Raw genomic sequence first — 15,207 nt, forward strand, 5'->3', positions numbered from 1 at the left:
ATAGCGAACACCTTTGATTTGTTTTGTTAAAATATAAAAAATTGATTTTCAGGTAATTGTGATATTGTTATCGACTGGTGCATAATTTGACTATCAAACCGGTACATCCATCCGTCCACCCTCGTAACCGGCGCAGTTATGATATCCAGTTATCTGAAAATCGCCCTTCGGAGCCTTTGGAATAAGAAGGCCTTTGCTTCCATTAATATCCTCGGGCTTGCAGTCGGATTAGCGACGTGCATGCTGATCCTGCTCTTCGTGCAGCATGAGTCGAGCTACGACCGATTCAACAGGAATGCGGACCGCATTTTCAGGGTCACATTGCATGGCCGGATCGGGGGGAATGACATTAATCTCGCGGGGGCGTCCGCTCCCACAGGACCCGCCCTCATGCGCGACTACCCGGGCGTAGAGGCGTACACAAGGCTCAATACCAATGGTACTTTCCTTGTTAAAAACGGAGAAAGGCGCTTTTTGGAAGAGCGGGTCATTTTTACCGACTCTAACTTTTTCAATTTCTTCTCCATACCGCTGTTAAAAGGCGATGTCAACCGTGTGCTGAAAGAACCGAGAACCGTCGTTTTAACCCAATCAACCGCATTGAAATACTTCGGGAACGATGATCCGATCGGGAAGAGCCTGACGATGGGAAGTATGGGTTTGTTCCGGGTTACAGGCGTGTGCGAAGATGTACCTTCTAATTCACATTTCCACTATGATTTTTTCGGATCGATGAAATCCGTCACGCTGGGTGAAAAATGGCTGTCGAGCGGTGCGCACACTTATGTTTTGCTGCGCAAAGGCTACCCTGCTGAAAAACTTACCGCCCGGATGCCTCAGTTCGTCAGAAAATACATTGGTCCGGAAATCCAGGAGTTCCTTGGAATAAGCTACGAGGAGTATTTGCGCAAAGGCGATAAGTTTGGTTTCGCGTTCCAGCCGCTAACCGACATTCATCTCACTTCCAATCTTGAAAACGAGCTGGAAGGGAACAGCAATATCAAATACATTTACATATTCACGGCCATCGCCGCATTCATTCTCCTGATTGCCTGCATCAATTTCATGAACCTTTCCACGGCCGGCTCGGCGGGTAGGGCCAAGGAGGTGGGCGTCCGCAAAGTAATGGGTTCGGTGCGCCAGCAACTGATGGCGCAGTTCCTTACCGAATCGATTTTGGTAACGCTTTTCGCACTTTTGGTCGCTTTCGGGCTGGTAGTGCTGCTATTGCCCGGATTCAACGACCTGGCAGGGAAGCAGTTTGATCTGCAGTCCATTCTCAATGCCCGAATGATCGCATATGCATTGGCCGGGTGCCTGGTCGTAGGCCTGCTGGCAGGAAGTTATCCTGCATTTTTCCTTTCGGCATTCAGGCCGGTGGCGGTATTGAAAGGGAGCATTCAGGCAGGTGTAAAAAGCGGTCGGCTTCGGAATACCCTGGTGACTGTTCAATTCGTCGTTTCGATCGCCATGATCATCGCTACCATGGTCGTTTACCAGCAGCTGCGTTTTATTCAGAATAAAAATGTGGGTTTCGACAAAGAACATGTGTTGATCCTGCATGACACGCATTTGTTGGGCGATAAAGCAAAGACTTTCAAAGAACAGCTGGCCAGCCTTTCGGCAGTAAGCAGCGTAACCCTTGCGGGGTACCTTCCTGCCGGCTCCTCCAACAACGGAACGGACGGTTTCCTGCCCGAAAATGCCGACAACAATATCACCCCGTACCGTTTTACTACCTACCAGGTCGACGAAGACTATCTGAAAACGCTGGGTATCGGCATGGCATCAGGCCGCAATTTTTCCAAAGCCTTTGGCGGCGACAGTGCGTCTGTACTGATTAATGAGGCCGCTGCAAAGCAATTTGGTTGGAAAAACCCGATCGGAAAGCGTATCAGGACCATCGGCAACGGTACGCCGGAGAGCAGGAAGTTTTATACGGTCGTGGGCGTGACCAGAGATTTTCATTTCCGTTCGATGCACGAGCGCATTGCCCCATTGGTGATGTTTTATGGTGGAGATCAGTATCAGATAGCGCTTCGCATTCAAACGCAGGATATTCCGGGTTTGCTTAAAACACTGGAAAAGACCTGGAAAGCTACATCGGACAACCCGTTCGCCTATTCATTCCTGGACGAGCGTTTCAGTAAAATGTATGAATCGGAGCAGCGGGTAGGGAAGCTGTTCGGGATTTTTGCCGGACTTGCGGTGGTAATCGCCTGCCTAGGTTTGTTCGGGCTGGCCACATTTACGACCATCCAGCGCACCAAAGAAATCGGCGTCCGTAAAGTGCTCGGCGCTTCGGTATTGAGCATCGTGTCGCTACTCTCCAAAGATTTTGTAAAACTCGTCGGCATTGCCATCGTCATCGCCTCGCCGCTGGCCTGGTATGGGATGCACAGGTGGCTATCGGATTTCGCCTACAAGGTCAGTATCGAATGGTGGGTATTCCTGCTGGCCGGTGTGCTCGCGGTAAGTATCGCTCTGCTGACGGTGAGTTTTCAGAGTATCAAGGCGGCGTTGATTAATCCGGTGAAGTCGTTGAAGGCGGAATAGGGATGAAAGGGAGGAAGGATGAAAGGAAGGCTGAAAGGGAGGAAGGGGAGGATGGAGGAAAGGGAGGAGGGATCCGCTTCTCCATCGTTCCTTTCCTCCCCTTCATCCCCTTTCTCCCTATTTTCAAAAAAATAAATCATGCTAAAAAACTATCTGAAAATCATCTTCCGCAGCCTTTGGAAAAACAAGGGGTATTCGGCCATCAATATTGGAGGATTGGCGATCGGGATGGGTGTGGCTATGCTGATCGGCTTGTGGATTTATGACGAACTTTCGTTCAACCGCTATTTTAAAAATTACGACCGGATAGGGCAAGTGCTGCAAAACCGGGTGGAGCATAGCGAGAAGAAAACGTGGTTCTCTCTGCCGGTGCCGTACGTCCAGGAGTTGAAAACACATTATGCCGGCAATTTCAAACGCATTATCGCTTCCACCCAGACCGGTGAGAAAATTCTTACGTCCGGCGACACGAAACTATCCCGCAACGGACATTTTATTGAAGCCGGGGCGCTGGAAATGTTCGGGCTTCGCATGGTAAGCGGCTCGTGGTCGGCGCTGGACGACCAGCAGGGCATTATTCTCTCGCAATCAACCACCCACGCACTTTTCGGTGACGTGAATCCTATGAACAAGATTGTGAAGGTTGATACCGACCTGAACCTGAAAGTGACAGGCGTTTATGAGGATTTTCCGAAAAATACCCGATTCAGTGATGTGCAGTTCATGGGCTCGTGGGATTATTTCCTGGAAAAAAACAGGTGGATGAAGGATAAGAAGTGGGACAACCACGCGATCTGGATCTTCACACAACTGGCGGATAATGCCGATTTTGGAACAGCAAGCAAAGCTATCCGCCTTTCAGAGCTGAATGCGATCCGTAAAATGGATGATATGCGGGAAGAAGCCGCCACCCGCCCCGAAATGTGGGTGCATCCCATGAAAGACTGGCATTTGTACTCCGACTTCTGGAATGGCGCTGTGGGCGACGGGCCTGTAAAATACGTATGGATGGTTGGTCTGATCGGCTTTTTTGTGCTGTTGCTGGCTTGCATCAATTTTGTAAATCTGAGTACTGCGCGCTCGGAGACGCGCGCAAGGGAAGTGGGTGTACGCAAGGCGATCGGTTCAATGCGAATGCAGCTCGTCGGGCAGTTTTTCAGTGAATCGCTTCTCGTCGTGGTATTATCGTTCGTGGTTGCGCTGGTCGGGGTGGTATTTTCGTTGTCATGGTTCAATAATCTGGCTGCGAAGCAAATGATTATTGCCTGGGATAATCTTTATTTCTGGGCTTATAGTGGAGGTTTTGTACTGCTTACATCCTTGCTCGCGGGTGGTTATCCGGCCATTTATCTCACGTCATTCCAGCCCGTGAAAGTGCTCAAAGGCTCGGGTACATCGCTGAGAACGCATTTCGGGCGATTTGCCTACACGCCTCGGCAAGTTCTGGTGGTTTTGCAATTCACCATTTCCGTTACGCTGATCATCTGTACTACCGTCGTATACAGACAAATCAGATTTGCCAAAGAGCGGCCGGTCGGCTACTCACGCGACGGGTTGGTGATGATACCGATGAAAACCGACGATTTTTACGGAAAAACAGACATTATCCGTACCGAACTGAAGAATACCGGCATGGTGGAGGAAGTTGCCGAATCGCAAAGTCCTGTTACCGGTGTATGGTCGTCTAATGAGGGATTCAACTGGAAAGGAATGCCGGAGGATTTTGTCGAAACTTTTGCTACCCTGACAGTTTCGCCTGAATATGCCAAAACGGTCGGCTGGCAATTTGTAGGCGGCCGAAATTTTTCAAAAGACTTCGCGTCCGATACTGCCGGCTTCGTCATCAACGAATCTGCCGCACGTCTGCTGGGTGTTGCCGACCCGGTTGGAATGGTCGTTTCATGGAAAAGTCAATGGATGACCAACAACATCCGCAAGTCGTTCACGGTCCTCGGCGTCGTGAAAGATATGGTTATGGAATCGCCGTTCGCCCCTGTCAAACCGACCGTTTTCTTTCTCTTTGGGTCTCCCAACTGGATCAATATCAGGCTGAACCCGCATGTGAGTTCGGCTACGGCTTTGCCCGCTATTGAAAATGTATTCAAAAAACTGGTGCCCGCAGCGCCGTTCGAGTACAAGTTTGCCGACCAGGAGTACGACGCCAAGTTCAGAACGGAAGAGCGGATCGGAAAGCTGGCGGGCTTTTTCGCCGTGTTGGCTGTTTTGATCAGTTGCCTCGGCCTGTTCGGACTGGCCTCTTTCACCGCAGAACAGCGCACGAGGGAAATAGGCATCCGCAAAGTGCTGGGCGCATCGGTAGTGGCATTGTGGCGTATGCTCTCCACAGACTTTGTTCTATTGGTGGCTGTCGCGAGCCTTATTGCCGTGCCATTGGCCTGGTACTCAATGAACGAATGGCTCGAAAACTACCAATATCGTACGGAAATCAGCTGGTGGATATTTGTTCTCGCAGGTGCGGGCGCCCTGGCGCTCACACTCGCGACGGTGAGTTACCAGGCGATCAAAGCGGCTTTGACCAACCCTGTAAAGAGTTTAAAAATGGAATAACGAAGAATGGAGGTGTAATACCATTTCGTCCCTTTCCTCCTTCCTCCCTTTCATCCTTAGAAATAAATCATGATCGGTAGCTACTTAAAATTCACGCTTCGAAGTCTGACGAAACATAAGGTTTACGCCGGGATCAATCTCATTGGCCTGGCCGTCGGGATGGCCGGGGCGATTGTGATATTCCAGTTGGTGAAATACCATCTCAGCGTGGACAGGTACCATGCCAATGCCGGCAGAACGTATCGCGTGGTGGTGGATTTGCATCTTGAAGATGGTTCGGTAGAGCAGGAGCGAGGTTCGGCATTTGTTTTGCATGAAACGTTGAAAAAGGAGTTTAGCTACGTAAAACAAGCCGCTTATGTAGCGCATAAGGAACTGACAATCCGGATCGACAGCGACGGAACCTCCCGTAAATTCCTCGAAAAGGACCACCTGGTTTTTACGAATTCGGATTTCTTTAAAATATTCGATTACAAATGGATCAGCGGCAATGCTTCCGCCATGGCTGCGCCCAATCAGGCCGTGGTTACAGAACGGTACGCCCGGAAATATTTCGGGAGCGGCAATGCAATCGGGAAGGTAATCCGCGCCAATAACCGCGAAAATCTTGTGGTCGCAGGCATTGTTGCCGATTACCCCGAGCAGACCGATTTCAGGCAGGATGTTTTCGTTTCGCTGCCTACCTTAAAAAAGGTCGTCCTGGAATACGGCTACGAAGACTGGGGCTGGATCGACAGCGCGCGCGAAACTTTTATTACGCTTCGCTCGCCGGAAGACAAAGCCGCATTTGAAGCACAAATGCCTGGATTCGCCGCCAAATATTACGGTCCTGACGGCAATGTATTCCATTACCATTTGCAGGACTTGCCGGATGTGCATTTCAACATTGCATACGGCGGAAAGATCAAATACAGCACGATCACCCTGCTGGCTACTGTCGGTATATTGCTCATTCTCATCGCCTGCTTCAATTTCATCAACCTGTCGACCGCACAGGCGTTCAAGCGCGGCAAGGAAGTAGGGGTTAGAAAAGTGCTGGGTGTCTCGCAGGCGCAGGTTTTCTGGCTTTTTATACAGGAAACAGCATTACTAACCCTGGCCGCAGGAGCAATGTCCGTAGTGCTCGCCTGGCTTTTTGCGCCGATGTTAAGTCAATGGCTGGGCCTGAATGTGCGTATTGATATTTTCCGGGATCCTCAGTTACTGACTTTCTGTGCGGTACTGTTACTGTTTGTCATCATGCTGGCCGGCGTTTATCCGGCTTTTGTCATTTCCAGGTTCAACCCGGTGAAGGCGATCAAGGGATTGTTGAAGGAGAATAACCGGAGCTTTTTTTCGGTAAGAAAAGGGTTGGTGGTGACACAATTCAGCATTTCATTTGTCCTGATCGCAGTATCGACGCTCATCGTCCTGCAATCGCAATTCCTGAAAAATAAGGATCTGGGAATCAATAAGGATCTGATCCTGCATTTGAATTTGCCCGAAACAGAAACCGGCAAGCTTAATGCATTGCGCAACGAACTATCGGCACTGCCCGAGGTAACCGACCTGTCGTTTTTCAGGAGTGCCCCGTCGGTACAGATGAGTGGCGGCGGGACGATCAAATTCGAAAATCGAGATTGGGAGAAATTTGTGGCGCGGTCGAGGGCTGCGGATGATCATTTTGTGCAAACATATGGATTGAAATTAGTCGCAGGGCGCGTTCCGGTGCATTCGGATACGCTCAATGAGCTGCTGATCAACCGGAAACTGGTACGGGCACTGGGACTGAAATCGCCCGAGGCTGCATTGAACCGAAGGCTTCACGTGGGTGATGCGGGAAAAACCGGCACCATTGTAGGCGTATTGTCCGATTTCAACAACGGCGACCTTTACACAGGTATAGAGCCGACGATCGTTTTTGCGGATCAATCACGTTATCGCCGGGCGGGAGTGAAGCTGAGCCGCGTAAATGCCTCGACGATCGGGCGGATTACCGCGGCCTGGCAGAAGCAGTTTCCCGAAAATGTTTTCGAATACAGTTTCTATGATGATGAAATCGCCAAGTTTTATCAGCGCGAAGAACTCGCAACGCGCCTGACAACCACTTTTGCTTTGCTGTCGGTGTGCTTGTCGTGCCTCGGACTTTTCGGGTTGGCCATTTTCGCCATCGAGCAGCGGACCAAGGAAATAGGCATACGGAAAGTGCTCGGCGCCTCGGTAGCAGGGATTACCGCCATGCTATCGATGGATTTCCTGAAACTCGTGCTCATTGCCATCGTCGTCGCGAGCCCGGCAGCCTGGTACTTCATGCACCGCTGGTTGCAGGACTTCGCTTACCGCATCGAAATCCATTGGGGGATTTTCGTCTGGGCAGGTTTTCTCGCGACCGGTATCGCGGTATTAACGGTTAGTTTTCAAAGTATTAAGGCGGCGTTGATTAATCCTGTTAAGTCATTGAAGGCGGAATAGGGAGGAAAGGGAGGAAGGATGAAAGGGAGGAAGGAGGAAAGGGAGGAAGGAGGAAGGGGAGGATGGAGGAAAGGGAGCAGGAATCCGCTTCTCCATCGTCCCTTTCGTCCCCTTCCTCCCTTTCTTCCCCTTCCTCCCCTTCCTCCCACAAAAACAAGATACTATTATGATCCAGAGTTATCTAAAAATCGCATGGCGTAACCTGATCAAGGATCGGCAGTTTACGCTGCTTAACCTGTTGGGCCTTTCGACGGGACTGGCTTGTACGTTGCTGATCTACCTCTGGGTGGTTGACGAATTGCGTGTGGATAAACACAATGAAAAGGATGCGCATTTGTTCCAGATCATGGTCAACCAGCCGCATGAGGATGGTATCAAGACAGGCGAACACACGCCGGGCTTGCTGGCCGATGCGTTGAAAGCGGAAATGCCCGAAGTGGAACGGGCGACGACCGTGGTGCCGGCAGAATGGTTTTCGAACAAAGGGGTTATATCGGCAGGGGAGACCAAATTGAAAGCGGGCGGGCAGTTCGTCAGTCACGATTACTTCGAGGTGTTTACCTGTCCGTTCACGCAGGGCAATGCCAGTGCCGTAACAGGCGACAAGAATACGCTGGCGCTTTCCGAAGAAATGGCCGAAAAGCTCTTTGGTACCCAACGAAATGTCGTTGGAAAAGCCGTCAAATGGGACGAGGGGCAGTTTAGCGGACTTTACCGGGTGGGAGGCGTATTTAAAAATAACCCGCGCAATGCGAGCAACCAGTTTGATATACTCTTCAATTTCGAGCAGTTTAAGGCGCGCCGGCCGGGTATGGAGAACTGGGGCAATAGCGACCCCAATACATTTGTAATACTCAAAAGTGGCGCAGAACTGTCGCTCTTCAACGAAAAGATCAGGCATTTCCTGAAATCCAAAAGCAAGGATAGCGATTTTCAACTCTTCGCCATTCGCTATTCGGACAAATACCTGCATGGGCAATTCGAAAATGGCGTGCAGACGGGCGGGCGCATTACGTACGTGAGGCTGTTTTCGGTGATCGCAGTGTTCATCCTGGTGATCGCCTGCATCAATTTCATGAACTTGTCCACCGCCAGGGCGTCGGGCCGCATGAAGGAAGTGGGGATCAAAAAAGCGGTAGGGGCGCAACGGAGCTCGCTGATTGTGCAGCATTTGAGCGAATCCCTCCTGCTTACGTTGGTGTCGTTGCTGATCGCGATAGGTATGGTCACGCTCCTGTTGCCGGAATTCAATAGCATTACCGGCAAGCAGATCAGGCTTTCACCCGACCCGACGCTGATTTCTGCGGCATTGGTCATTACGCTCATAACCGGCTTGCTGGCGGGAAGTTACCCGGCATTGTACCTGTCCGGTTTTGATACTGTTTCTGTTTTGAAAGGGAAACTGAGAAATACTGCGGGAGAGTTGCTCGTCCGGCGCGGGCTGGTGGTGTTCCAGTTCGCCGTGTCGGTGATTTTTATCGTTTCGGTCATTGTCGTTTACCGGCAAATCCAGTTTATCCAGAACCGGAACCTGGGTTACAACCGCGACCACATTATTCATTTTGAAATACCACTTGAAATGGATTCCCTGAAATTAAAAGCGGCGGAAGCATTTCTGGGCGAAGTCAGGGACATACCGGGTGTAGTGAATGCGTCAAGCTACTATCATAACCTTACAGGCCAGCACGGCGCGATCTCCGGTTTTGAATGGCCAGGCAAACCTGCCGGGACAGATATCGAGTTCTCGAATCTGGAAGTAGGTTATAATTTCATGGAAACGATGGGTATGGCACTGCGTGAGGGACGGTTTTTCTCTCAAAACGAGAATGCGCGTAATGAAATCATATTCAATGAGTCGGCCATTAAAAGTATGGGACTGAAAGACCCCGTAGGCAAAACGGTGAAGTTCTGGGGAATGGAGCGGCAAATCGTAGGCGTGGTGAAGGATTTCAATTTCGAATCGCTGTATGAGCCCGTGAAACCCTGCTTCTTCCAGATGTACCCCATTATGCCGAATGTGATGGTAAAGATCCGCAGCGGCACGGAGGAGCAGACGATCGCCCGTGTGCGGAAGCTTTTTCAGGACTACCATAAAGGGCTGGTGTTCGACTACCAGTTTATGGATGAAAACTATAAGGCACTGTACGCGTCGGAGCGTCGGGTAGGTGTGCTATCCGGCTATTTTGCCGGGCTGGCAATCGTTATTTCATGTCTCGGACTTTTCGGATTGGCCGCATTTACGGCCCAGCGGCGGCAGAAGGAGATCGGTATCCGCAAAGTGGTAGGTGCCTCGGTCGGTAACGTGGTGGCAATGCTATCCATGGATTTTATCAAACTCCTGCTGATCGCGGTGGTGATTGCATTCCCGCTTGTGGGCTGGGCAATGCACAAATGGCTCGACAACTTCGCATTTAAAATCAGCCTTGACGCTGGAATTTTTATATCCGCGGCGGCCGGCCTTACGCTTATTACACTGGCAACAGTAGGCTACCAGGCCATGAAGGCGGCGCTGATAAATCCTGTAACAAGTTTGAAAAGGGAATAAGGAGAAAAGGGAGTAAGGAGGAAGGGGAGGAAAGGATGAATATTACGCTCCCCCTTCTCCTTCCTCCCCTTCTTCCCTTTCCTCCCTTTCTTCCTTTCATCCCTTTTCCAAAAACAAAAACAAGCCATGCTAAAAAATTATCTCAAAATCGCATTACGTAATCTTGTCAAAAGCAAAGGTTACTCGGCTATCAATATCGGCGGGTTGGCTGTGGGGATGGCCGTGGCTATGCTGATTGGCCTTTGGGTTTATGATGAATTTGGGTTTAACCGTTATCACGCCAATTACGACCGCATTGCCAAAGTGGTGGAGCGGGGTGTTTTCGAGGGAAAAACCTATGACGGCGGCGAGCATACGTCATATCCGTTGGGAAAATACCTGCGCGAGCACCACAAGGATGATTTCGAATACGTGATCCAGTCGTCCTGGACCGATGAGCACATATTAGCTTATAAGGACAACAAGTTTACCAAAAAAGGTGCCTACATGAGCGCGGAGGCACCGCACCTGTTCACGCTGCGTATGCTGCGGGGCACGCGCGACGGACTTAAGGAACCCAACTCGATCGTCATCTCCAAGTCGGTGGCGGAGGCGCTGTTTGGCAACGTAAACCCGATGGACAAGATTGTGAAGCTGGATAACCGGTTGGATATGAAAGTGACGGGCGTTTATGAGGACCTGCCCTACAATACCGAATTCCGTGAATTAACCTTCATAGCGCCCTGGGATTTGTATGTGGCTACGCAGGATTGGGTCCGTGAAGCGCGGGACAAAGAGCAATGGAACAACAACTCATGGCAGCTGCTGGCACAAATCCGCCCGAATGCCACCTTCGAAGGGGTTACGGAAAGAATTAAAAACATCAAAATACAACACACACCGGAAGCCCGCTTCCTGAAACCTCAAAACTACCTGCTACCGATGTCGAAATGGCATTTGTACGGCACCTGGGACGACTCAGGGCAAGCAGACGGGCGCATTCGGTATGTATGGCTTTTTACAATTATCGGGGCTTTTGTGTTGTTGCTGGCATCGATCAATTTTATGAACCTCAGCACTGCCCGCTCCGAGAAGCGTGCAAAAGAAGTGGGTATCCGCAAGGCGATCGGTTCGGTAAGGGGGCAGCTGATCAACCAGTTTTTCAGCGAATCGTTCATGGTCGTCTTCCTGGCTTTCATTTTCGCCATCCTCATTGTCGTGCTCGCTTTGCCGTCATTTAATGAGATAGCCGACAAACGGATCGGGTTTCCCTGGGATAATGGCTATTTCTGGCTGGCAGGTTTTGCGTTTTGCTTCCTGACCGGGCTTTTGTCGGGCAGTTACCCGGCTTTTTACCTGTCGTCGTTTCAGCCTGTGAAGGTTTTGAAAGGGACGTTCAATGCCGGCCGGTTCGCTTCGGTGCCTCGTAAGGTGTTGGTCGTGTTGCAGTTTACCGTATCCGTGACGCTCATTATCGGTACCGCTATCGTTTACAAGCAGATCCAGCATGCCAAAAACCGTCCGGTCGGCTACGACCGGAACGGACTGATCACCGTCGAAATCAACACCCCCGAGTTGTACAGTCAGTATAATAGAATTCGGGCAGAACTGCATGAAACAGGCGCGGTTGAAGAGATGTCTACTTCCTCATCCCCGTCGACGTTCCTGGGCTCGAACAACGGCGGTTTCACCTGGCCGGGCAAGGATCCTGATTTGCACGAGAACTTCGGTACGATCGGCGTCTCACACGATTTCGGCAAAACGGTCGGCTGGCAATTTATCGGCGGCCGCGATTTCTCCCGTCAGTTCTCCACCGATTCGTCGGGTATGGTGATCAATGAATCTGCGATGAAATACATGGGTTTCAGGCAGCCGTCGGATATTGTGGGACAAACGGTGAAATGGGGCGACAACCCTTACAAAGTGGTAGGGGTGATCCGCGATATGGTCATGGGTTCACCGTTCAGCCCCGTACGTCAGACCCTATTTATGGTCAACTACGGATGGGCGAATTTCATCAGCATCAAACTCAAACCGGGGCTTCCGCTAAGACAATCGCTGGCGAAGGTGGCGGCAGTGTTTCGTGAAGTCAATCCGGGCGGACCATTTGACTACAAATTCACGGATCAGGAATATGCATTGAAATTTGCAGCCGAAGAACGCGTTGCCACACTGGCGACCGTGTTTGCAGCGCTGGCCATCTTCATCAGCTGCCTCGGGTTGTTTGGTCTCGCGTCCTTCACCGCCGAACAGCGCACGAAGGAAATTGGCGTACGTAAAGTGCTCGGAGCCTCTGTCTCGAACCTATGGGCACTGCTATCCCGCGAATTTGTGCTGCTGGTGATCATTTCGTTCCTGATTTCAACGCCTACCGCATGGTATTTCCTGAACAACTGGCTTCAAAAATATGAATACCGGACCGACATCCCCTGGTGGATCTTCGCGGCCGCGGGCGGCGGTGCGATGCTCGTCACGCTGGCAACGGTAAGTTACCAGGCAATCAGGGCGGCGTTGCTGGATCCGGTGAAATCGTTACGTTCTGAATAGGGGGAAAGGGAGGAGGGAGGAAAGGGATTATCCCCCTTACCCCCCTTCCTCCCCTTCGTCCCCATCCTCCCTTTCCTCCCCTTATTCCTTTCTTCCCTTTCCCCAAACAAGAAAAAACATGATACGCAACTATTTCAAAATCGCATTGAGAAACCTGCTGAAAAGCTTCGGGTATTCTACTATTAATGTCGGTGGGCTTTCGGTGGGTATGGCTGTGGCGGTGCTGATCGGGCTCTGGATTTTTGATGAGGTGTCTTTTGACCACTATCACCGGAACCATGGCCGTATCGGACAGGTGTGGCAATTTGTGCAATTCGGGCCGGAAAAGTCGGCGTATAATGTGGTGCCGTTACCGCTTGCGGAAGATATGAAGGAGCATTATCCTGACTTTGAGGAGGTCAGCAAATCGGCCTACCGCGACATCATTATTTCCAATGGCGATAAGATGTTCTCCAAATCCGGGCAGTACGTGCAGCCTTCGTTTACGAAAATGATGTCCGTACGGATCGTGGCCGGCAGCGATAACTTAAAGGACGTGAATTCGATCCTGCTATCCGAGTCGTTTGCCCGATCCCTTTTTGGAAATGCCAATCCCGTCAACAGCATTGTAAAGCTCAACAGTAGCCGCGATGTGAGGGTTGCGGGGGTATTTGAAGATATTCCCAATAACAGCACATTCAGGGACATGCAGGTGCTTGCGCCCTGGGATCTTTTTATTGTTACCGATCAATCGGCGAGGGGAGCGGAGAAGACTTGGGACGAAAACTCCTACCAGATATTCGTGCAGCTCAGGGAAGGTGCCGATTTTGCGACGGCCTCGGCAAGGATCAAAGATTCGCGTATGAAAAGGGAGAACCCGCCGGGGTACAAACCGGAATTTTTCCTGCATCCGATGGACCGCTGGCACTTGTATTCTGATTTTGAGAACGGTGTAAATACCGGCGGCCTTGTCACCTTCGTCTGGCTCTTCGGTACCATTGGCGTTTTTGTGCTGTTGCTGGCCTGTATCAATTTCATGAATCTGAGTACGGCCCGGTCCGAGAAGCGCGCGAAGGAAGTGGGTATCCGCAAGGCCATCGGTTCGGTCAGGGCGCAGCTGGTAAGCCAGTTTTTCAGCGAATCGCTGCTGGTAGTGATGATCGCATTTGTGCTGTCGCTGATGTTGGCGGGACTCGCGCTGCCCGCTTTCAATGAAGTAGCAGGGAAGAAGATCACATTACCGCTTACCAACCCGCTGTTCTGGATCGCCGGGATCGTTTTCAGCTTGCTCACGGCCATGATTGCCGGAAGCTATCCGGCGCTCTACCTTTCATCTTTCCAGCCATTAAAAGTGCTGAAAGGAACGTTCAAGGCAGGCAGGTTCGCCGCATTGCCGCGTAAAATGCTCGTGGTCACTCAATTTACAGTGTCCGTGACGCTGATCATCGGTACGGTTGTTGTTTTCAGACAAATACAACATGCTAAAAACCGCCCGGTAGGGTACGAAAGGGAAGGGCTGATTGAAGTGGATATGACAACAAGGGCTCTCCACGGGCATTACAACGCATTGAAAAACGACCTGATGAATACCGGTGTGGTAAGCGGCTATTCGCAGTCCTCGGGTTCGATGACGGTCCAGAATGGAGGGGTAACCAATCTTTCGTGGCCGGGTAAAGCCCCGGATGCGGTGCCTTTGCTGATGGCCAATCATATTTCCCATGATTATGGCAGAACGGCAGGCTGGAAGTTGATCCAGGGAAGGGATTTCTCCCGCGCCTACGCGACAGATTCAACCGCCATGATCATCAACGAATCAGCATTGAAGCTGATGGCTCTCAAAAAGCCGCTGGAATCGATATTGAACTGGGGTGGAAAAGAGTACCGGGTGATAGGGGTGATCAAAGATATGGTCCGCGAGTCGCCGTTCAGTCCAACAAGCCCATCATTTTTTGTAGTCAACTACCGGAACACGAATGTGATCAATATCAGGCTGTCGCCTTCGGTTGGCGTGAGCGACGCATTGGAAAAAGTGGGGACGGTTTTCCGTAAATATGATCCGGGCAGTCCATTCACTTACCAGTTTGTGGATGAACGGTTTTCGAAGAAATTTGCCGACGAGGAAAGGATTGGAAAGCTGGCCTCCTTCTTTACGGCCCTGGCGATATTTATCTCATGCCTGGGACTTTTCGGACTGGCATCTTTCGTCGCCGAGCAGCGCACAAAAGAAATCGGGATCAGAAAAGTACTCGGTGCATCCATTGCCAATCTATGGCAGTTACTATCGACTGATTTTATCCTGCTGGTAATGCTTTCCTGTGTTATCTCCGGGCCTATCGCCTGGTATTTTATGAGCGGCTGGCTGCAAAAATACTATTACCGTACCGAGCTATCCTGGTGGATTTTTGCCGGTACGGGCTTGGGAGCGCTTGTGATCACATTACTAACGGTGAGCTTCCAGGCTATCCGTGCCGCGCTTGTTAATCCGGTGAGGAGTTTGAGGGCGGAATAGGGCGATCGGAAGGTCGCCCCACAATTCATTCTCCGGTAACAAATATTCCCGCGCTCATCTTTATCTTGCAGAG

Annotated in this window: 6 protein-coding genes; all 6 read left to right on the forward strand. The window is 51.0% G+C overall.

The window, feature by feature from the left end; genetic code table 11:
- The first annotated feature begins 138 nt into the window (after window positions 1-138).
- The 6 genes from AAHB90_RS19920 (at window position 139) to AAHB90_RS19945 (ending at window position 15,134) form a co-directional block, all read left to right on the forward strand.
- Window positions 139-2,556 carry an ABC transporter permease gene (locus AAHB90_RS19920; RefSeq protein ID WP_342086957.1) on the forward strand — a complete coding sequence of 806 codons (2,418 nt, stop codon included), beginning with the start codon at window positions 139-141 and terminating at the stop codon, window positions 2,554-2,556.
- 138 nt (window positions 2,557-2,694) lie between these two features.
- Window positions 2,695-5,124, forward strand: a complete 2,430-nt coding sequence (locus tag AAHB90_RS19925) for an ABC transporter permease (protein ID WP_342086958.1) — start codon at window positions 2,695-2,697, stop codon at window positions 5,122-5,124.
- A gap of 69 nt (window positions 5,125-5,193) precedes the next feature.
- Window positions 5,194-7,575 carry an ABC transporter permease gene (locus AAHB90_RS19930; RefSeq protein ID WP_342086959.1) on the forward strand — a complete coding sequence of 794 codons (2,382 nt, stop codon included), beginning with the start codon at window positions 5,194-5,196 and terminating at the stop codon, window positions 7,573-7,575.
- A gap of 166 nt (window positions 7,576-7,741) precedes the next feature.
- Window positions 7,742-10,120: an ABC transporter permease gene (locus tag AAHB90_RS19935; protein ID WP_342086960.1), complete on the forward strand. Its 2,379-nt coding sequence runs from the start codon at window positions 7,742-7,744 to the stop codon at window positions 10,118-10,120.
- Window positions 10,121-10,246: 126 nt separating this feature from the next.
- Window positions 10,247-12,646: an ABC transporter permease gene (locus AAHB90_RS19940; RefSeq protein ID WP_342086961.1), complete on the forward strand. Its 2,400-nt coding sequence runs from the start codon at window positions 10,247-10,249 to the stop codon at window positions 12,644-12,646.
- A gap of 118 nt (window positions 12,647-12,764) precedes the next feature.
- Complete coding sequence (locus AAHB90_RS19945) at window positions 12,765-15,134, forward strand: ABC transporter permease (protein WP_342086962.1); 2,370 nt, start codon at window positions 12,765-12,767, stop codon at window positions 15,132-15,134.
- The last annotated feature ends 73 nt before the right edge of the window (window positions 15,135-15,207 follow it).

Source organism: Dyadobacter sp. OTU695 (assembly GCF_038440355.1).
Classification (GTDB): domain Bacteria; phylum Bacteroidota; class Bacteroidia; order Cytophagales; family Spirosomataceae; genus Dyadobacter.